Genomic DNA, 20,123 nt, shown 5'->3' with positions numbered 1-20,123 from the left:
CCCCACACCCCCAGACGGCGGCCCGCCGCATGACTTTCAAACGACCGGCCCGCCGCACCATTTTTGGGTGCGGCGGGCCGCTTGTTTTATGCGCGCTAGGAGCCCATGGGCATCAGCAGGGACTTCTGTTCGCAGTAGGCGTCCAGGCCCTCGGGGCCGTTTTCGCGGCCTATGCCGGAGGTTTTGTAGCCGCCGAAGGGGGCGCAGGGGTCGAAGGCGTACCAGTTGATGGCGTAGGTGCCGGTGCGGATTTTGGCGGCTATGGCGGCGCCGTGGTCGATGTCGGTGGTCCAGACGGAGCCTGCCAGGCCGTAGTCGCTGTCGTTGGCGATGGAGATGGCTTCTTCTTCGGTGTCGTAGGGGAGGACGGAGAGGACGGGGCCGAAGATTTCTTCGCGGGCGATGGTCATGGTGTTTGCGACGTCTGCGAAGACGGTGGGTTCGACGTAATAGCCGGGGAGGTCGGCGGGGCGGGTGCCGCCTTGGATGAGGCGGGCGCCTTCGGATTTGCCCTTGGCGATGTAGTTCTCGACGCGGTCGCGTTGGGCGGCCGAGATCAGGGGGCCCAGTTGGGCGGCGGGGTCGGTGGGGAGGCCGAGGGGGAAGGCTTTGGTGGATTCGGTGAGGGCTTCGAGGATTTCGTCGTAGCGGGTGCGGGGAGCGAGGATGCGAGTTTGGGCCACGCAGGCTTGGCCGCTGTTCATCAGGCCGGCGAAGGCGAGCTTCGGCATGTCGGCGATATCCATGTCGGGCAATAGGATCGCGGCCGACTTGCCGCCCAGTTCGAGGGAGCAGCGCTTGAGCCGGCTACCGGCCAGCGCGGCGATTTTGCGGCCGACTGCCGTGCTGCCGGTGAAGGTCACCTTGTCGACGGCGGGGTGGGAGACCAGGTATTCGGAGACTTCGGCGTCGGCGGGGAGTACGGACAGCACGCCTTCGGGGAGACCGGCTTCGGTGAAGATGTCGGCCAGCAGGTTGGCGGCCAGGGGCGTCAGGGGCGCGGGCTTGAGGACGATGGTGCAGCCGGCCAGCAGGGCGGGGGCCAGCTTGTTGATGGCCAGGAAGATCGGGACGTTCCAGGCGATGACGGCGGCGACCACGCCGACCGGTTCGCGGGAGACGCGGGTGGTGCCGAACATGCCGGTGCGGGTCTCGGTCCACGGGAATTCCTTGCCGAGGCCGGCGAAGAAGTCGAGGGTGGCCTTGCCGGGGACGTAGTTGAGGGTGGTGGCGGCCAGGGCGGGGGCGCCCATTTCGGCGGAGAGGGCGGCGGTGAGGTCGCCGGCCTGCTGGTCCAGGAGCTGGGAGACGCGGGCCAGCAGGGCGGCGCGTTCCGCGGGCGGGGTGGACGGCCAGGGTCCGTGGTCGAAGGCCTGCCGGGCGGCGGTGACGGCGGCGTCGACGTCCGCGCGGGTCACGACGGGGACGCTGCCGACGGTTTCCAGGGTGGCCGGTGAGACCACCTCGAGGGTCTCGGCGCCGGCGGGTGCGGTCCAGCGGCCGCCGATGAACAGACTCTGGTAATCCATGAGAACACGTTACAGTTTTGGTCTCTGAACCGTCCCCGCATCAGCCTCGATTCCGTCCCGCTCAGTGGGACCGCAATGAAATTCGAATTCTCGGTTTGCAACCGCGGTAGGCAGACACGCGTGCTCGAATCGCGGATCGCGATTCGGTTTGCCCCGTGGTGGCTTATGCTCGGCGTGATTCTGGTTTTGCCGCCAATCTGGTCGGTTGCTTCAAATTAGCTGTTGAGATCTGCTGGTTCGTTGCGCGAAAGGTAGGCGAATGGCATGGCCGATGTGAACATTGATGATTTCGTTCTCCCGGAGTTAACCGGTCCGGCTGCCGCTCCCGCTAGCACGCCCATGCATCGGGCTGCGAGCCAGTTGCAGAAGGTCTTGCCGCCGGGGTGGAGTGTGGAAGTCGTCGAGGCCACGCCGCGGTTGCCGCGGAACGGTCAGCCGGTGCTGCGATTGGTCGTGCCGGATCTGTGAGTACCGCCGGAAGTGCGGGCGCGCAGGCGATATCGCAAACCAGCGGTTAACTCCGAGCATCGCATATCGGACGAAACCCAACCTGTCGGTTCGCTTTTCGCTGAACGCACTATTGCATTCAGCACCCGTAGCGAGCATGCTTTATAGCTACCGTGGATAGCTCGCTCGATACATGAACCGTTACCGCACAGGGGAGTCCGAGTCATGGCGGTGCAAGTGGTCGGTCGGTCGCTGATGACCAGTGATCTGACCCCTCATCAGGCGAAAAGCGTGGGCGCCGGCGGCTGGGTGGTGTCATTCCTGCCGGGGCGGACCCTCACCACTGAACAGGCCACCGCCGCGCTGCAAGCGGCCGAAGCGGTTGCTGCCGTGAATGTTCTGGCCGGACGGGTCGGGCTCACCGCCATGGAGACCGTCGGGCTCGCAACCCAGGAGGCACCCTGGGGCGAACCCGATTGCGACGGCGGCTTACGCCGATTCTGGCGCCGCGGTCGCGCGGACCGCTGAATCCCGTTCGCCCGCCACGGGTTTCACCGCGGTCGGCGTGGAGTTCACCGCCGCCTTCTTGGTGGCGACCACGACGAGATTGCTGACCAGCAATTCGCGCAATCCGGGCACATGCACCATCCACCAGGCCCAGCGCGGGTGATACCGCGGAAAGACCGTCAGAATCTCCACCTCGTCCGGCGTCTCGCGCGCCCAGCGCAGGCCATCCGACGCGCGCACCGCGAACAAGGATTTCCCGAAGCGATTCTTCGGTTCCCGGCCATGCTTGCGCCGATACCGGCGCGCGGCGTACTCCCCGCCCAGGTAGTGCCACGGCCCGGTCTCGTGCCCGCCGAACGGGCCCAGCCACACGGTGTACGAGAACACCATCAGGCCGCCCGGTTTGGTGACCCGCAGCATTTCCTCGGCCATGACCCACGGCTGCGGCACGTGTTCGGCCACATTCGACGAGATGCACACGTCCACGGCATCGTCCCGGAACGGCAGCGCCATGCCCGATCCGCGCACGGCTCCGGCCACCCGCAGCCCGGCCGCATGCATTTCCGACGGGTCCGGTTCCACCGGCAGATACCGGGCGCCCGACTTGGCGAACTCGTCGGCGAAATACCCGGGACCGCCGCCCACATCCAGCACGATGGCGCCGCGCAGCGAATGCCCGGTCAGATCGCGGTAGAAGTCGCCGACCAGATCGGCGGTATCGGTCGCCACCCCGCCGTAGAACAGCGCCGGATCGGTCTGCTCGAAGCGGAAGCTGCCGAGCAGCCGTAGCGACCGGCGCAGCGTCGCCCGGCGGGCGAAACGCGGACGTCGTCCGGCGCGGCGTGATCCGGTGTCTTCGGCGCGAAGCATGGCGGCCAGTCTCGCACAGCGACCGGCCGGCGACATCTCCCGCCCGGGGCTCGCGGCCCCGGACCCCGCCCTGGGTCCGGCCGGTAACAACAGGTCGTTTGACCACTGAGGGCTCGAATATTGACATCGGGCGATAGGGTGTAGCCCATTGTCCGCAATTCCTGTCAGTGACCCTGGAGATCAACCCGTGCGTGAAGTGCTGCTGCTGTGCTGGCGCGACACCGGGCATCCGCAGGGCGGCGGGAGCGAGCGGTATCTGGAGCAGGTGGGGGCGCAGCTGGCCGCCCGGGGTGTGAAGGTCACGCTGCGGACCGCGCGGTATCCGGGGGCCGCCAAGCGGGAACGGATCGACGGCATCGACATCAGCCGCGCGGGCGGGCGGTACACGGTGTACCCGCGGGCGCTCGCGGCCATCGCGCTGGGGCGATTCGGGCTCGGGCCGCTGGCCGGAATCCGCCCTGACGCGGTCATCGACACCCAGAACGGGATCCCCTTCTTCGCCCGGACCGCGACCCAGGCGCCGACCGTGGTGCTGGTGCATCACGGGCATCGCGAGCAGTGGCCGGTGGCGGGCAAGCTGATCGGGCGGATCGGCTGGTGGATCGAATCCACGCTGTCGCCGCGTGTGCATCGCGGCAACCAGTACCTGACCGTGTCGCTGCCCTCGGCCGAGGAATTGACCGCGCTCGGCGTGGAAGCGGCCCGCATCGCGGTGGTGCGCAATGGCGCCGAACCGGTGCCCGCGCACCTGCCCGCCGGGGACGACGCCACCCGCACCGCGCACCCCAGCGTCGTGGTGCTGTCCCGGCTGGTGCCGCACAAGCAGATCGAGGACGCCATGGCGGCCGTGGCCGGTCTGCGCGCGCGCATTCCGGACCTGCACCTGGATGTCATCGGCGACGGCTGGTGGGCCGACAACCTGCGCGCCCACGCCCGCGAGCTCGGCATCGCCGACGCCGTCACCTTCCACGGGCATGTCGACGAGGACCGCAAACACGAACTGCTGTCCCGCGCCTGGGTGCACGTGCTGCCCTCCCGCAAGGAAGGCTGGGGCCTGGCCGTCATCGAGGCGGCGCAGCACGGCGTGCCCACCGTCGGCTACCGCAGCTCCCGCGGGCTCACCGATTCCATCGTCGACGGCGTGACCGGCCTGCTCGTCGACGACGTCGCCCAGCTCACCGCGGCAGTGGGCGATCTGCTCGACGACCACGAGGCGCGCACCGTGCTGGGGGAGAAGGCGCGCTCCCGCGCCCGCGAATTCTCCTGGGAGCAAACCGGAAACGGCGTGCACCAGGTGCTGTCCGCGGTCGCTGGCGGCGGTCGCGTCGCGGGCCTTGTCAATAGTGCTCCCGCGGAACAACTCTCGTAGCGCCGGAACCCCTGGCAAATCTCTACTACGCTACGTAGTCTCTACGTATGTGGATCATTCCGGTGATCGCCGTGGTGAGTGCCATCCTGATCGCCATCGGATTCTGGCTCGGGTTCCCCGAAGACTGACCCGGCCCGCACCCGCCGCCCCAGCATCTGCCCGCCCGCCGCCAGGATTCCGGTGACCAGCAGCCCGGCCCACAACAGATGCGCCGCACCGGAAATCACCCGTGCCCCCGGAAACCCGTCCGCCGCGAAATAATCCCCCCGCACCCGATACAACTGCAAATCCCGATCCGCATACACCGAAGTCAACTGCGCCAGCGTGTCTTTCGACTCCCCCATCGGCCCCGGCGTCCCGCCCTCCACCAGCACCCACCCCACCCCGAGTCGCGCCAACTCCGCCGCCGACCCACCCCGCAACAACACCCGCTCGACTTCCCGAGCCCGGCTCCCCTCCCCGGAAACAGTCGCCCCCCGCACCGGCAACTCCCCGGTCTGCAACACATCCCGCGGCAACATCCGAGGTGCCGGATCCAACACCGGCGCCGCCCCGGAATACGAGAACTTCCGGAACATCCCACCCGGCAACACCGCCACATCCCCGGTCCCCGGTTCATCAACCAGAGCCGCCACCCGCTCCCACCCTGCGGGGTAGTGCACCGGCCGCATCGCCCCACCCACTCCCCAGGCCAAATCCGGCAGCGCAATGAGCAGCAAGACGATGAAAAGCGCTGCCACCCCACCTGATCGACTGCGACCCCGCCCGCCGTCCTCTCCCTCGTCGCCGGGCACAGCGCTCCGCTCCAGCGCGGCCGTCTGCCCGACCGGGTCCGCCCCTTCCGTCACACCCTCGGCCCGCTCCCGAGCCGCCGCAATCCACTGCGCCACCACCCGGCAGCCCGCTGCCGCGCACAGCGCATACGCAGGCACAGCCAATGCCACGAACTTCTGCGTATCCCGCAGCAGCCCGGCCCCCGGCACCGTCGTCACCAGAAACTCTCCAGCCGACAGTCCCCACCCCGTCGCCCCGAGTGCCGGCGGCACGATCGCCAACACCGCGAGCGCTACCAGCCTGCGACGCGCCGACCGAACAACTCCCTCGGCATCCGGCCTGGCAACCCCCGCGCCCGGTGCATGAGCGCCCTGCCGCACCGGGGCGGCACCTGATGTATCGAGGTTCCGCCCAGTGCCCGCACCGCGTAGGTGAGCCTGCCGCTGCTCAGCGTCGCCACTCGGCGGGTGAGCGCTGTGCCCGGCTGGATCCGCGCTCGGTTCGGTACGCGCCTCGCCCGCATGCGTGGCGGGTGGCTCGATCCCCTCGGCATCGAATACGTCTGCGCGAGTGCTGTGTTCGTCACCGGAGTTCGGGCCCCCGAGCGGGAGGGCAGCGGGTGCCGGGGTGCGGCCGATGACGGCGCGTATGCCGGTGGCGACCAGGCCGAGCAGGAGGACCGTGCCGATGAGCGCGAAAAACGTTGTGCGCGACTCGGGTACCGCGGTGCTGTTCCAGATGCCGCCCAATCCGGCGAGGCTGCCCAGCGTCCCGAGCCATGGTTCGGCGCGTGCGGCGAAGGCGGCGACGCCTGCGGGATCGGAGGGTTCGGCGCCCGCACCCGAGAGGGCGGTGGCCATCAGCCAGGGCGCGGACGCGGCGATCCAGAGCGCAAGGGTGCCAAGCAGATTCCGCCGCCCCACCAGGACCAGAGCGACACAGGCCGCTAGTAGGGAGCCGGTCGGTGTGAGCCCGGCGGCTGCCAGGCAACCGGCGAGTGTGGTCCAGGTCAGCAGGGTGTGTGTTGTACCCGTGCGGATTCTGGTGGCCAGTACGGCGATCCAGGGGAGGGCGGCGTAGCCGGTGAGGAGGCTCCAGTGGCCTTGGAGGAGGCGTTCGGCTACGTAGGGGTTCCAGATGGCGACCGTGGCGGCCACCAGTTGGGGGGCGAGGGGGGCTCGGAGGAGTTCACGGGACAGGACGGCCGCGCCCCAGCCTGCTAGCCAGATGGCTGACAGGAGGATCGCTTTTACGATTAGGCCGCCGTCGATCACTGTGGAGAGGACGGCGATCAGGGCGTCCTGGGGGACGGCTCGGGGGGCGGCGTCGCCCAGGCCGAGGGCGGAGTCGGTGAGGTAGGAGCGGGGGGTGCTGACGGCGTCGCGGAGGAGCAGGTAGCCGGAGCCCAGGAGGGGGCCGAGGACGAGTACGGCCAGCAGCAGGCTGTAGGCCGCGGGGACCCAGGTGGCCGGGATGGGCAGCAGGCGGGTTCGCGGCGGCTTCGGCTCCTCGCTCACACGGGCACCCTACGTGCCGTCCGGCCCGGAATCGGGGACGGTCGCAGCGCTTTCGTTTCCGGTGCGGGCGGTGCGCAGGGCTATGACCGAGATGACGAGGGTGGTGAGGGCCGCTGTCGCCGTGGCGATGGTGATCAGGGTCAGCACCGAGTGGGCGGAGATCAGCATGACGGTGACGCCCATCGCCAGGCCGATCCAGGTGATGGCGGCCGGGGCCGTGCGGTCCGCGGCGATCGCGGAGAGCAACGCGCCCTGCAGCACCGCGAGCAATGCGCCTTGCAGCGCGAACAACCAGAGATAGCCCTGCACCGGCGCGTAATCCTGTCCGGCGAGCAGCGGTGCGAGCGGCGCCGCCACGGCCGCACCGAGCACCCCGAGAGCGCCGACACCGACCAGCACCGCCAGCGCCGACCGCATGGCGCGCGCGGAATGCTGCGGCTGCGCCATTTTCGGGTACAGCACGACCCCGACCGCCTGCGGCAGCCAGAAAGCGATCTTGGCCGCGATCGCCCCGAGCGCATACCGCCCGGCCTCGTCCTCGCTGAGCACAATGCGCGACACCAGCAGATCCGCCGACGACAACGCCATCAACGCCGCCTGCACCTGCGCCGCGCGGAACACCGGCAGTACGCCGACGTCCCCGACATACTTCCGCGCTCTGCCGGACAGATTCGACGCGGACTTCCCGCCCGCGCCTTGCGAATCCGAGGGAGTACCGATGAGGTCCGCCGCGTCGGAGCCGAGAGGCGGTCGGGGATCTGCCCCGCCGGGGTCGAGGGGCTGCGGGGGAAGGGCCGTAGCGGCGGGCGAACTCGTCGATACCGATGTCGTATCCGCCGCGCGCCGGGCTGCGGCGGCGGCGATGGCGATACCGGCGGCGGCGGCCCACAGGGCCGGGGCGGTTCCGCCGCCGGCGGCGAGCACTATCAGCGCGGGGGTGACCCGCGCGATGCCCGCTCCACCGAGCACCATGGCCAGTTCGCGGAAGCGGCTGCGGCCCTGGAGAACACCCTGTTCACCGGAGAGCAGGACCAGCACGGGCGCGGCGCACAGGGCGGCGGCCGAGGCGGCCAGGCCGACATTCAGGACCGCGCTCACGACGGGGACCAGCACCAGGGCGAGGATCGCGACCAGTCCGGCGCAGCGCAGGGCCAGACCGCGGGCGGCGGCAAGGGGTGCGCCGCGGACGATTTCGCGGGCCACGACATTCTGCAGGGCCAGCGCGGGGACGGCGCAGAGGAGTTGGACGGCCAGCAGGCTGGCGAAGGGGCTGTAGCCGGTGACGCCGAGCCAGCGGCTGGCGAGGAGTTGCAGCAGATAGCCCGCGATGTTCGCCGTCATCGCGCCTGCCGTGACCAAGGTCAGGTCCGCTACTACGGGCAGACGGCGTACAACGGACACGATGCAATGCTCCCACCTGGTATCGGGGTGCTACGAGAAGGGCCGCCTCCCACGGTAGAACCAGCGGTTCCCGGGCGTTCGCAGCGGACTTCGGGGCCGGCTTGGTTCGGGGCAGGCGCCGCGCCAGGAACGGCCGCGCCTTCCCCGTGTCGCGGTGGGCGGGGTGAATATGGAGCGGCCCCGCACCCGAAAGGTGCGGGGCCGCTCGATCAGGTCAGCGGATCAGGGCTTCTTGTCCGTATTGATCTGCTGGGTCTTGCTGATGTCGATCTGCTCGGTCGGGGCATCGGCGAAGTTGCCGCCCCGGGCCGGTGCCGGGCCGCCCGCGGGGGCGACGCGGCGCACGGGGGCCGGGCCGCTGCCCGAGCCGCCGAGGAAGCCGATGACGGCGCCGGCGATCAGGGCGATGGCGCCGATGATGCCGAGGATGATCGGCATGGTGCGGCCGTAGAGCGACAGCTTGTCGATGTTCTCCTTGGCCACGGCGATCTGCGACTCGACGGTGTTCTCGTCGAAGACGATGGTGCCCTTGAGCGCGGTCACCTCGGGCTTGTCACCGCTGCGCGCGTAGTAGAGGTGCAGCTGCTCGCCGCCCTTGACCACGGTGCCGGTCTCCGGCTCCACCCACAGGTCGCGGGTGTTGGTGTAGAAGCGGGTCATGGTGATGGGGGTGTCCCCGCCTTCCACGCCCCACTTGGCGGCGGTGAGACCGCTGATCTTGTTGGTGGGGGCGTTGGCGACCGTCGACAGGTCGGTGACCGGGATGGTCTGCTGGAAGTGGTAGACCTTCATGCTGTTGATCTCGGTCTCTTCGACGAAGTTGATGTCGAAGGTCTTGCGCGCGTTGAGATCGAAGTAGGGGTAGGTCTTCTTCTCGGTGCCGATCGGGAAACGGTACTGCAGGCCGACGTGCTGGACCGGGTCCATGACGGACTGGCCCTGCTTGTCCACGGTCACCGCGATGGCGCCATTGGGTCCGCCGTCGACCTCGCTGACCGGCTCACCGCTCTTGCGGTCCACGGTGACGCGGTCGATGGTGGCGGTGAGCAGGCCGGTGTCGCCCTGCTTGTCGGTGCGGCGCAGGGTCTGACCGGCCTGGATGGTCAGCTCCTCCGCATTCGCGGGGTCTTCGACGGTGACGAAGCGCTGCGAGACCAGGGGGACGTTGGTGTCCACCTTCGCCGAGCCCTCTGCCGAAGTCAGGGACTTGGAGTCCAGCACCTCGCTGGGGGTCCCCGGGACATTGGTCGCGACGGTCGTGATCTCCAGGTCCAGCGGGGTCTTCGCGAGCCGGCTCACCGTATAGGTGGGGATCATGATCGCGGCGACGAGCAGCATCGCACCCAGCCCTACGAGCAGGCAGGCCACCGTCCTTCTGGTACCGGCACTCAGTGCCATGCAGGTTCTCCTCGTCATCCGAACAGGTCGTTCTTGTGAGCGTTGCGGTCGCCGCGCAGCACTCGTGAGCCCCGACACTAACAGTCCGGGCGTGGTATGCGTCTCCCCGAGGCAGGAAAACCTGGCGAAACGCGCCTAAGTCAAACACAGGGTGCTCAGATACGGGCGGGACAATGCAAACTGGACCCCTATGACTTCGACGCTGCACCCCTCCTCCGATCCGGCCCGCCCGGTTCGGACGGACGACTCACCACCTGGTGAGCGGGAGGGCGTCGCGATTCCCGAAGCGCAGGTGACGGCGGCATCGGATGCCGCGACGACCACCTCCGCACGCCCCCGGCTGGGCAGTTTCGTCCCGGCGCTGGAGGGCATGCGCGCCCTGGCGGCCCTCGGCGTGGTCCTGACCCATGTCGCATTCCAGACAGGCGCCACCGCGCACCCGGTGCTCGGCCGGGTGTGGGAGCGATTCGATATGGCCGTCGCGGTGTTCTTCGCGCTGTCCGGATTCCTGCTGTGGCGCCCGCACGCCAAGGCCGCGCGCGGCCTCGGGACCGCACCGAAGGCGGGACGGTATTTGCTGCATCGCGCGGCGCGCATCCTGCCCGCCTATTGGGCGGTGGTGTTCGCGGTGCTGATCCTGCTGCCCAATGCCGCGCATACCGCCGGGTTGCGGGTATGGCTGGCGAATCTCGGCCTGCTGCAGGTGTTCGTCCCCTACACGCTGACCGATGGGCTCACCCAGATGTGGAGCCTGTCCGTGGAAGTCGCCTTCTACCTGGTGCTTCCGCTGCTGGCCTTCGGATTGGCGTGGTTGCGCGGGCAGCGGGCGCGCTGGCGGGTGCCCGCGGTGCTGACGGTGGCCGTGCTGTGCCTGGGCTGGAATCTGCTGCCGGTGCCGACCCCCGAGGGCACCAATGCCGACAACTGGCTGCCGGGCTATCTGCCCTGGTTCGCCGCGGGAATGCTGCTGGCCGAACTGGCGGATCAGGATGCGCCGCGGTGGCGCCGGATCGCGGGCAATCGATGGCTCATGTGGCCGCTCGCGCTGATCGCCATGCTGCTGGCGACCACCGATCTGGCCGGGCCGCCCGGGCTCACGCACGGCCAGCCCTGGCAGTACGTGGGGAAGATGGCGCTGGGCACCGTCATCGGTTTCGGCCTGCTGGCGCCGCTGGTGCTGCGCCCGGATATTCCGCACCGCTGGCTGGAGAGCCGCACCGCCGCCGCCCTGGGCCGCTGGTCCTACGGCATCTTCATCTGGCATCTGGCCGTGCTGTCCATCGTGTTCCCGGTTTTCGGCATCGTGCCGTTCCGGGGCGATTTCGTGGTGGTCTACCTGCTGACCGTGCTCTTCACGCTGCCGCTGGCCGCCGCCAGCTACGCGCTGATCGAGGAGCCGGTGCGGGTGTGGACCCGCCGCCGCTTCGGCTGAAGGCCCTGCGCGGTCTCGATCAGTCGCGCCGCGTGGGCAGCGCGGCCAATCCGACCGCGACGATCGCCGCCAGCGCGGGCAGCTGCACCCACAGCGAACCGCCCAGATAGCCCTCGGGCGAACGCCACGGTCCGGTGGACAGCGCGGCCATGGAGATCGCCGTTCCCGCACCGGCGATGCCGACGAGAAGGCGCGACCAGCCGCGCGGCCGGAATCGTGCGGCGACGAGTCCCACTGCGGTGAGGCCGATTCCGACCGGACCGGCGATCAATCCGGTGGCGGCGGCCAGCCCGAGAGCGCCCGCGGTGCGGCTGCGCCAGGTGCGCGGCGTGGGATCCGCGTCCCTAACTGGCGTGCGCGCACTCCGGAAGGCAAGGACCGCAAGGGGGATGAGCAGCAGCAGACCGCCGAAGATGGACAACCGGTACCAGCGATCCGCCGGGAACGAGACGGTGACCGCTCCGTCGGCGCCGGGCGGCAACAGCCACGCCTGCTGCCAGCCGTCGATCACCACCGGCTCGAGCTTCGTGCCGTCGGCGGTCTGCGCCTGCCAGCCGACATTTGTACTGAGGGGAAGGACCAGCAGTCGCGTGCCGGGCGCGGCGCGCACGCCCGCGCGCGCGGGTTCGCTCGTCGACGACCGTGTGGCGTCGGTCCCGGAAGTCGCCGAATCGCCCTCGGGCGCAGCTGATTCACCGGTCGCCTGCCCGGCGTCGGCGGTATCGGCGTCTGCCGTCGGCGGCTGCGGGGGCAGGGCCTCGGAACTCGGTGAATCAGCTGTCGGCACCGCCGCATCGCCGGAGGTTCGCTGCCCATGGGGATCGGTTCCCGGTTCGGCCCGGCCGAGGCGAAGCTCATCGACGGTGAACAGTTCGTTCGGCGCGACGGTGATATCGACGCGTCCGGCCGGCAGCTCGAATTCCGCGCTCGCGTCGGTCATCCGGGTGCTGTCCGAGCCGCTGTTGGGCGTGGATGCGGAATCGGGCGTCCCGCCGGGACCGTCCGTGCTGCCGGTCGTCGCGCCGGGGTCGTCCGCGCCACCGCCGGAACCGCTCGCATCCGGTGCGGTGGCGTCCTCCACCGCGCACACGTGTGCGGGTAGTGGTGCGCCGGACCGGAATTCGGCGGCGGTGCCGGCGACCGCGGTGTGCAGAATCTTGCCCGCCGCAGCGATGGTCGGGCCGTCGGCGCAGTCGATGGTGATAAGGCGGTCGGCGGGGGCGGGGGCCGGATAGTCGGGCCCGAGGACCTGGACCTCGGCAATGCCGGGCGGCTGTTCCTGGGCGAAACCCAGTGCGGTGCGGTCGAGTACGCCGTCCCAGGTCTGCAGGCTGAGCTCGATGCGGTCGGTGACGCGCGGATGCAGGTCGACGCGGGTCGGGACGCCCGCGGCGGGATCGACCTCGCGCACCTGCGGTCCGTCGCCCAGATTGACCGAGACGGAGGTGGGGTGGGCGGGCAGATCACCCAGGGAGGGCGTCAGTTCGAGGCCGGTGACCAGGGCCGGTTCGGGCAGGTCGATGGTCAGGGTGGGTTTGGCGCCGGCCGGATTGCGGACCGTGGTTTCCGGTGCGGTCCACGTGGTGCGCGGATCGCCGTCGGTGGCGGCGAGCGCGGCGCCGCGCGGATCGGCGACATCGGCCTGGCCGCGGGCGACCGGCCGATCCGGATCGGCGAGCAGATTCTCCAGTGCGGGTCCGGGCCGGGTGCGGACGAGCAGCTCCGGTGTCACGGTGACCGGCTGCGGCACTTGCAGGGTGCGCTCGAACAGCCCGGGTTCCTCCGCGGCGAGCGCGAGCGCCTTACTGCACCGCACCCGGTCTGGGGAGTCGAAACAGGCGCTGCGGCCGGGGAATTCCTGTCCGAGTGCCCAGCCCTGCACCTGCGCCCCGGCGGGGACGGGCGGCAGCACGGTGCGATGCCGGATATCCACCTGCACCGGGTTGTCGCGGTCGGCGTAGTCGAACAGGCTGAGTTCGCTGATGCCGAATTGCCCGCCGCGGCTGCCGTTCTCGGTGCGCTTGGCGGTGATCTTGATCCAGTCGGTGGTCCCGGGCGGCAGCGAGATCGACACCGGCGCACCCGGTTCGGTGACCCGCGCGGCCACCGTGCCCTTGGCCGTCTCGACCTCCAGCCATTTCACCGGGCTGCCGATGGCGGCCCCGCTGGTGGTCAGGCGCAGCGCCGCGGCACTGACCGGCTTGTCGAGATCGAGCCGGAGCCATTGCCCCACCGCGTATTCGGTGCCGTTGCTGATCCACGCCGTCGCCGGATCGCCGTCCACCACGGCGGCGGTGGAGCTGCCGGGCGCGGCCCCGCCCAGCTGGGTGGCGTCACCGGCGGCGCTGGAGGCGGTGAGGGTGGCCCCGGACCATTCGCCCTCCACCAGCGGCGCGCCGGGCACCGCGTAGTCGGGGACCAGATTGTGGGTGCGGCGCGCCTCACCGGGGGCGCGCAGTGCCGAATTGTGGTTGTCCACCCGCCCGAAATCGGTTTCCCGATCCATGGGAGTGTCCGTGACCGTGAGGTTCTCGATGGGCAGCCCGGCCGCCGCGGCATCGGCGGCGAGCAGGGCGGGTCCGCCGGGCGTCGCCGGATCGCGGCGCAGCCGCTCCACCACCTCGGGTCCGCCCTGCACCACGGGCACGCCGTCGAGCGGCACCGTGTACGCCCCGGGGAACGCGCCGGGCGCACCGGTTCCGCTGCGCACCTCGGCGGGCGTGCCGGGCGCGCGAGCGTCGACCCGGTAGATCTCGATGGCCGGATAGGCGGGCCGCAGATCCTCATCGGCGGTGAGTCCTTCGACCTGCCCGCTCTGCACCGGATCCCCGAATTCCGCGACCTTGCTCAGCCCGGGCGAGCCCTCGATGGCGCGATGGGCCAGCATGGGCCGCGTGGACCGCGAGGTCTCCGGATCGAGATCATTGCGCAGCACCAGGATTCCGATGCCCTGATCGGCGAGCGTGGCCGCCAGCCCGGCGGAGGGCCGCCCGTCGGCGATGAGCCGCTGCACCGAATCCATGGCCCGGATGGCGCCGGGAGGATTGAGCGGCACCGCGTCCCGCACCGCCCACGGCGTACTGGCCAGGGCCTGAATCGGCTCGTCGCGGGTCAATCCCCACACCTGACTGCCGAACGGCGCGCCCGGCACGATCAGCGCGCGGGTGTCGGAGGCGTTGTCCGCCAGCCACTCCGCGGTCCGATGCCAATAGTCCGGCACCTTGTCGTAGTCGCCGCGCGGCGCGAGCTTCCCCGTCCACGCCAGCGAGGTGGACAGTGCCAGCGCGGTGAGAATGAGCGCCCCGACCGCCACCATCCGATCCCGCTCCGGATGCGCGAAGGCCGTGCGCCACTCCGGCATTCGCACCGAGGCGGGCAGGGGCACCCGGCTCAGCAGCTGCGCCAGCCCCAGCACCAGCGGCAATCGGATGAGCGGTTCCAGCTTGTGCACATTGCGCAGCGGCGCGCCCCCGGAGTCGAGGAACACCCGTATCTGCTCCGCGAACGGTCCGCTCAATTCGCCCACATAACCGGCGCAGATGCCCACCAGGCCGACGCACAGCACCAGCGTGAGCCGCCCGCGAGCCGGCATGGAGCGCATGGCCAGCCCCGCCATGCCGGCCGCCGCCAGCATGCCGGTCGCGAGGACGGCGGCGGGCTGGGTCACCAGCACCGCGCCCGCGATCCGCTCCGGCGAGACGAACGGCGTCCAGCTATCGGTGCCGCGCAGCACCTCCCCGAGCGAGGCCCACTGCGTGGTCACCCCCGACGATTCGATGTAGTCCAGGAACGGCGGACTCACCTTGCCCAGCAACAGCAATGGCACAGCCCACCAGAAGGTGGCGAGCACCAGCAGCGGAATCCATGCGCGGGTGAACCGCCACCAGCGCCGGTTCGGGCGGTAGGACATCCAGAACAGCGCGGCGGGCAGGAACGCGGCGGCCGTCGCGACTGCGTTGACCGATCCCATGAGCGCCAGGGCAAGAGCACTCCCGGCAGGCGTGGCAGCGCCCTGCCAGCGTCCGTCAACCTCGTCATTCCGGCGTGGTTTTGGCCGGAATCTACGGATGCGGGCGATGGATCCCGGCCAAAAGCGCGCCGGGATGACGGAATTCAGGGCCGAAGTGGCGGGGGTCGGGTCGGCGGTGACCGTGGTGGTGGCACCCGTGCCTTGCCTTCGCAATGCCACACCGAGTGCGGCCGGGGCCAGCAGCACCCAGGGCGCGAGCATCATCGGCAGGGTCTCGGAGGAGATGGAACCCAGCGTGGTGAGCACGCGCGGGGACAGCGCGAAGGCGATCGCGGCGATGACACGCGATCCCCGGCTGCCGATCCCGAGGGTTTCGCAGAGCCGGATGATGCCCCAGAACCCGGCGAGCAGCAGCAGCGCCCACCAGATGCGCTGGGTCACCCAGGCGGGCAGTCCGAGCAGATTGCCGAGGGAGAAGAACGCCCCGTGCGGAAAGAAGTACCCGTACGCCTGGTTCTGCACCTGACCCATGGGCGCCTGGCTGCTCCACAGGTGGGAGGCGCGCTCGAGAAAGCCGAGCGGATTCTGCGCCAGATCGTATTTGGTGTCGGCGACAGTGCGGCCGGGCGCCTGCAGGAAGGTCAGCAGGAATGCGGCGATGACGGTGCCGAGCAGCCAGCGGCGGCCCAGCGGTGCGGTAGTCGGCGACCGGTCCTCGGCCGGACCGGTCGGCGCGGGTGGAACGGAGGTCAGCCGGTTGTCAGCGGGCGCCGTACTCAACGTTGTTGAGCAGCGACGAGGACGCGTCGCCGCTGCGGTCGACATCGGGACGCTTGTCCTGCGACGCAGCCATCGTGATGACCAGCACCGCGGCCAGGCCGAGGAGGGCTCCGCCGGCAGCGCTCGCTACACCAGGAACGGCAAACTTCATCGCGGTACTCCCATACATCGACGCATGCGTAACTCGAGCAAACCTAGCAGGTTGATCTCCGGTAGGCAGCGAGGTCCGTACCGTCTGGCATTTACTCCGGGACGGCGCAGTGCAGACCACCCAGGAAGGTGCGCAGTTTCGCGGTGGTCTCCACCAGCTCGACCTGCGGATCCGAGGCCGCGACAATGCCGCCGCCGCCGAAGGCGCGCAGCGAGCGGCCGTCGGCGGCGAGTTCGGCGCAGCGGATGGCGACGACCCATTCGCCGTCGCCGCGATCGTCGCACCAGCCGACCGCGCCGCCGTAGAAGCCGCGTTCGCCCTCCAGGTCGCGGATGGCGTCGAGGGCCAGGTCGGTGGGTGTGCCGCAGACGGCCGGGGTGGGGTGCAGCAGGACCGCCAGATCCAGGGCGGTGATCTCCGGATCGCGCAACCGGCCGGTGATGGGCGTGGCCAGATGCCAGACCTCGGGGGTGCTCAGCAGTTCCGGGCCCTCCGGGACGGTGAGCTCGACGCAGACGGGCGCCAGCTGCCGCCGGATCCATTCGACGACGTAGGCGTGCTCCTCGCGATTCTTCGTGCTGGCCAGCAGCTCCCGGGCCTGCGCCTCATCCGCGCCGGGATCGGTCAGGCGGGGCAGGGTCCCGGCCAGCGGGCGCAGCCTGACGGTGCGGCCGTGCCGGGCGACCAGGACCTCGGGTGTCGCGCCGAGCAGCACGTCGCCGGGGCGTCCCGCGGGCGTGAGGTCGACGGCGTACACATTGGCGCGCGGATGCCGGGTGACCAGGTGCGCCGCGATGACCTCCGGCTCCAGCGGGGCGTCGGCCTCGGCCAGCAGGGAGCGGGCGGCTACCACCTTGCGCAAGGGCTGTCCCGGATCGCCGAGCTGCTCGACGAGTTTCGTCACGCGCGCCACATGCTCTGCGGGACTGGGCATTTCGGAGACGACCCGCACCGGCGGCAGGTCGGGCAGCGCGGCGGGCCGCCACGGTCCCACGGTGTGCGCCGCCTCGGCGGGTGCGCAGAGCGCGGCGGGACGGCCGGGATCGAAGGGGAGGGCGCCGACAATGAGGTCGGCGGATCCGATGCGCAGCGCCGCGGCGGCGGCACTCGCGCTGTCGAACGCGGTGCGGACGCCGGTGGTGCGGACGACGCCGTCGGGCGTCGCGAGCAGGAATCCGTCCATGATGTTCTCGACCATAGTCCGGCCGCGCGGCGGCGAACCCGGAGAGCGATACAGCTCTCAGTGGGTGTCGGGCCTGCCGCGCCGCACGGCGCTTCCACCACAGCTCAGTGCTGTTGTGCCACTCAGCCTTTTGGCGCGGGTTCCTTGCCGGGCGGCACCATGAGCACCGGGCGATGACTGTGCTTGACCACCGCGTCGGCCACGCTGGAGTGCAGCAGCGCCCGGATTCCGGTGGCTCCGCGGGTGCCGGCCACAATGATGTCCACATCCAGTTCGTCCGCCACCTCGACAATGGCGTTCCAGATGGTGGTGGTGCATTCGGCGGTGCGCGCCTCGGCGTTCAGCCCGGCCAGTTTGGCCAGCCGCACCCCTTCGGCATTGATGTTCTTGGCGTCGACGAAGGCGACGTCCTCGATCTCGTCGTCGGGCACCCATTCCGGTTGCATGACCCCGGACAGCCCGGACAGGCGCGCCGCCTGGCGCACCATCGGCTCCCAGGCCGTGAGCACGACCGCTCTGTTCGCGGACAGGAAACGGCCCGCGTATTCGACGGCCCGCCGCGCATTCTCGGACCCGTCGTAGGCGATGAGCATCAAATCGCACGGCATGACGAACCTCCTGATAGGAACGCATGTCTCCGACCCGAGCCTACTCCGGAAAGAGTGCGATGCACGGACCCCGCGCTACGCGGCAGGTCCCGGCCGGGACTTGTAGCGACTCCGAACGAAAGCACCACAGTCTCTCCACAGTTTGCGAACGATTCACCCAATTCAGTGGTGCCGGGGCTCGGTCCGGTTTTCACTGGAAACGTCGGCTTCTCGTGCCGACGATCGACATCGCCGTCGTTGGAGCAGGGCCCGAACGAGGGGTGGAATGTGCGGTTGGACGAGCTGACGACCCCGCAGGAGTGGGCACGGGTATACCGCTCACTGTTCGGGTTACCCCATGTGCACGTGACCACACCCGGATTCGTGGTGTTACCTCTGGTGGACACCGTCGCGGCCCTGAACACGCCGGAACCGTTGGGCGCCTTGATACTCGGCGAACTCACCGTGCGCGGTACGCCCGGACCCGTATTGGTCCGGGAAAAACCGCCGCGCCGAACGTTTCTCGCGGTGTTCGATGGATACCCCTCGGAGGAATGTCTCGAACTACTGGAGCGGAACAGCGTGGACATCGGACCACATCGTAGCAATGTCATCCTGCCCACCGGTTTCGGCAGGCATACCCATGAGGGGCGCTGGTGGGCGCGCGCACCCCAGCGCGACGAGTCCCTGCCCCTGCTCTCGGAGGTGGTCGCCGCCACCCGAGCGGTGCTCTGATGCCGGTGGACACGACGTCGAACACGGTGGAATCGGCGTTCTTCGGCCATCACGAGGCCGATCCGCGGGCGCTGCTGTACTACGAATGGTGTCAGCGGCGCGAATCCGGTTATGCGGTGGACGATTTCGCGGAGGAGGTGCGTGAGCTCACCAATACCGACCTGCCCATGGAGGCGGCCTGCTGGCGGCTGCTGGATCGCATCGAGTCCGCGCCGCGGCTGCCCGAGTGGCCGTACACCGAATGGGTGGACGCCGCCGCGGAATTCGATCCCGTGACCGCGCCCGCGACCACACCGGTGGCGAGTCCGGCTGCCGCGCTGCGGCATTCGGCGGAGCTACCGGACCGTATTCACGGCGGCTGGCTGGGCCGCTGTGTGGGGTGCACCCTGGGCAAGCCGCTGGAGAACGGGTTCGTGTGGACGCCGCGGCGCATCCGCGGCTACCTCGACCCCATCGGCGCGTATCCGCTGCGGGACTACGTGCCGGTCCGCGACCCCATGCCGCCGGATGCCGAATTGCATTGGACCTGGCCGGAATCCACGCTGGGCAATATCGACGGCTGCCCGCGCGACGACGATCTCGACTACACCGTGCTCGGCCTGCACCTGCTCGAACAGCACGGCCCGGCCTTCACCGCCGACGATGTCGCGGCGCTGTGGCTGGAACGGCTGCCGTTCCTGCAGACCTACACCGCCGAACGCGTCGCCTACCGCAATCTGATCGACGGCTACGCCCCGCCCGACACCGCCACCTACCGCAATCCCTACCGGGAGTGGATCGGCGCCCTCATCCGCGCCGACATCCACGGCTACACGAACCCGGGCAATCCGTCGCGCGCGGCGGCCCTTGCCGCCCGCGATGCCTCGGTTTCCCATGTGGGCAACGGACTATGGGCCGCCAGGTGGGCGGCGGCGCTGATCTCCGCGTCCTTCACCGCGCCCAACCCCGAACAGGCCCTGCTCGCCGCGCACACGGTGATCCCCGCCCAGTCCCGCCTCGGCATCGCCCTGACCGAAGTGGTCCTCGACCACGGCGACGGCCGCAGCTGGGAGGAGGCCATCGCCCAGATCCGCGCCCGCCACTCCCGCTACAACTGGGTGCACGCCATCGGCAACGCCTGCGTCATCGCGGCCGGACTGCTCTGGGGCGAAGGCGATTTCACCAAAACCATCGCCCTCACCGTCCAAGGCGGCTGGGACACCGACTCCAATACGGCCACCGCCGGCTCGGTCGCGGGCATCCTCACCGGAGCCGCCGCCATCCCCGCCCACTGGACCGACCCCTTCCACGACCGCCTCCGCAGCGCGGTAGCCGGCTATGACGGCAGCAGCATCTCCGAATTGGCCGCCCGCACTGTGCGACTGGTCGGTAAAGGGGTTTCAGGGGAAGCCGTCTGAGAGCTGGTAAGGGGTTTCAGGGGAAGCCCCTGAGAGCCACGAGAGTTGAAAGGGCGGCATCTGGTCGTCGTCCGGG

14 protein-coding genes and 1 pseudogene are annotated in these 20,123 nt (G+C 69.9%); 6 read left to right on the top strand and 9 right to left on the bottom strand.

From position 1 onward, the window contains the following. Window positions 1-95 precede the first annotated feature (95 nt). Window positions 96-1,529: an aldehyde dehydrogenase gene (locus tag ACFVIV_RS17265; RefSeq protein WP_379197271.1), complete on the bottom strand. Its 1,434-nt coding sequence runs from the start codon at window positions 1,527-1,529 to the stop codon at window positions 96-98. 264 nt (window positions 1,530-1,793) lie between these two features. Here ACFVIV_RS17265 and ACFVIV_RS17260 point away from each other — a divergent pair, with 264 nt between their 5' ends. Next, window positions 1,794-1,997, top strand: a complete 204-nt coding sequence (locus ACFVIV_RS17260; RefSeq protein ID WP_379197269.1) for a hypothetical protein — start codon at window positions 1,794-1,796, stop codon at window positions 1,995-1,997. A 204-nt stretch (window positions 1,998-2,201) separates the two neighbouring features. Beyond that, window positions 2,202-2,504 (top strand): hypothetical protein, encoded by a 303-nt coding sequence (locus ACFVIV_RS17255; RefSeq protein WP_379197267.1) that lies wholly within the window; start codon window positions 2,202-2,204, stop codon window positions 2,502-2,504. Here the strand turns inward: ACFVIV_RS17255 and ACFVIV_RS17250 are convergent. Then, a complete protein-coding gene (locus tag ACFVIV_RS17250; protein WP_379197265.1) occupies window positions 2,466-3,353 on the bottom strand; it encodes a class I SAM-dependent methyltransferase in 888 nt (295 codons plus the stop codon). The two genes, ACFVIV_RS17255 and ACFVIV_RS17250, sit on opposite strands and share 39 nt — an antisense overlap. 187 nt (window positions 3,354-3,540) lie before the next feature. Between ACFVIV_RS17250 and ACFVIV_RS17245 the strand changes: the two genes are divergently transcribed. Then, window positions 3,541-4,722, top strand: coding sequence for a glycosyltransferase family 4 protein (locus ACFVIV_RS17245; protein WP_379197263.1), 1,182 nt, complete (start codon window positions 3,541-3,543; stop codon window positions 4,720-4,722). Between the two features lie 1,424 nt (window positions 4,723-6,146). Here the strand turns inward: ACFVIV_RS17245 and ACFVIV_RS17240 are convergent. From ACFVIV_RS17240 to ACFVIV_RS17230, 3 genes and pseudogenes are all read right to left on the bottom strand, one after another. After that, window positions 6,147-6,932, bottom strand: a pseudogene (locus ACFVIV_RS17240) (hypothetical protein); the annotation flags it as partial. Window positions 6,933-7,022: 90 nt separating this feature from the next. After that, complete coding sequence (locus ACFVIV_RS17235; RefSeq protein ID WP_379197261.1) at window positions 7,023-8,414, bottom strand: polysaccharide biosynthesis protein; 1,392 nt, start codon at window positions 8,412-8,414, stop codon at window positions 7,023-7,025. A gap of 222 nt (window positions 8,415-8,636) precedes the next feature. Then, a complete protein-coding gene (locus ACFVIV_RS17230; protein WP_379197258.1) occupies window positions 8,637-9,812 on the bottom strand; it encodes a DUF3068 domain-containing protein in 1,176 nt (391 codons plus the stop codon). 190 nt (window positions 9,813-10,002) lie between these two features. On the opposite strand from ACFVIV_RS17230, the gene ACFVIV_RS17225 reads away from it, so the two are divergent. Next, window positions 10,003-11,244 (top strand): acyltransferase family protein, encoded by a 1,242-nt coding sequence (locus ACFVIV_RS17225; RefSeq protein ID WP_379197254.1) that lies wholly within the window; start codon window positions 10,003-10,005, stop codon window positions 11,242-11,244. A gap of 19 nt (window positions 11,245-11,263) precedes the next feature. Here the strand turns inward: ACFVIV_RS17225 and ACFVIV_RS17220 are convergent, their stop codons facing one another. The 4 genes from ACFVIV_RS17220 to ACFVIV_RS17205 all read right to left on the bottom strand — a co-directional run bounded on the left by ACFVIV_RS17220 (window position 11,264) and on the right by ACFVIV_RS17205 (window position 17,936). After that, window positions 11,264-15,994: an alpha-(1->3)-arabinofuranosyltransferase family protein gene (locus tag ACFVIV_RS17220; RefSeq protein ID WP_379197252.1), complete on the bottom strand. Its 4,731-nt coding sequence runs from the start codon at window positions 15,992-15,994 to the stop codon at window positions 11,264-11,266. After that, window positions 15,975-16,145: a DUF2613 domain-containing protein gene (locus ACFVIV_RS17215; RefSeq protein ID WP_084528554.1), complete on the bottom strand. Its 171-nt coding sequence runs from the start codon at window positions 16,143-16,145 to the stop codon at window positions 15,975-15,977. Before ACFVIV_RS17215 ends, ACFVIV_RS17220 begins: the two co-directional genes overlap by 20 nt. A gap of 91 nt (window positions 16,146-16,236) precedes the next feature. After that, window positions 16,237-17,328: an isochorismate synthase MenF gene (locus ACFVIV_RS17210; protein WP_379197447.1), complete on the bottom strand. Its 1,092-nt coding sequence runs from the start codon at window positions 17,326-17,328 to the stop codon at window positions 16,237-16,239. A gap of 122 nt (window positions 17,329-17,450) precedes the next feature. After that, window positions 17,451-17,936 (bottom strand): universal stress protein, encoded by a 486-nt coding sequence (locus ACFVIV_RS17205; protein WP_379197250.1) that lies wholly within the window; start codon window positions 17,934-17,936, stop codon window positions 17,451-17,453. A 273-nt stretch (window positions 17,937-18,209) separates the two neighbouring features. Between ACFVIV_RS17205 and ACFVIV_RS17200 the strand changes: the two genes are divergently transcribed. Continuing rightward, the gene (locus tag ACFVIV_RS17200) at window positions 18,210-18,650 is read left to right on the top strand and encodes a hypothetical protein (RefSeq protein WP_379197248.1); all 441 of its coding nucleotides are present in this window, start codon (window positions 18,210-18,212) and stop codon (window positions 18,648-18,650) included. A 5-nt stretch (window positions 18,651-18,655) separates the two neighbouring features. Continuing rightward, complete coding sequence (locus ACFVIV_RS17195) at window positions 18,656-20,047, top strand: ADP-ribosylglycohydrolase family protein (RefSeq protein ID WP_379197246.1); 1,392 nt, start codon at window positions 18,656-18,658, stop codon at window positions 20,045-20,047. The last annotated feature ends 76 nt before the right edge of the window (window positions 20,048-20,123 follow it).

Origin of the sequence: Nocardia sp. NPDC127526, from assembly GCF_042672265.1 — a bacterium.
GTDB lineage: Bacteria > Actinomycetota > Actinomycetes > Mycobacteriales > Mycobacteriaceae > Nocardia.
The sequence above is the reverse complement of the archived record's forward strand: the minus strand, read 5'-3'. Positions and strand labels throughout refer to the sequence as shown.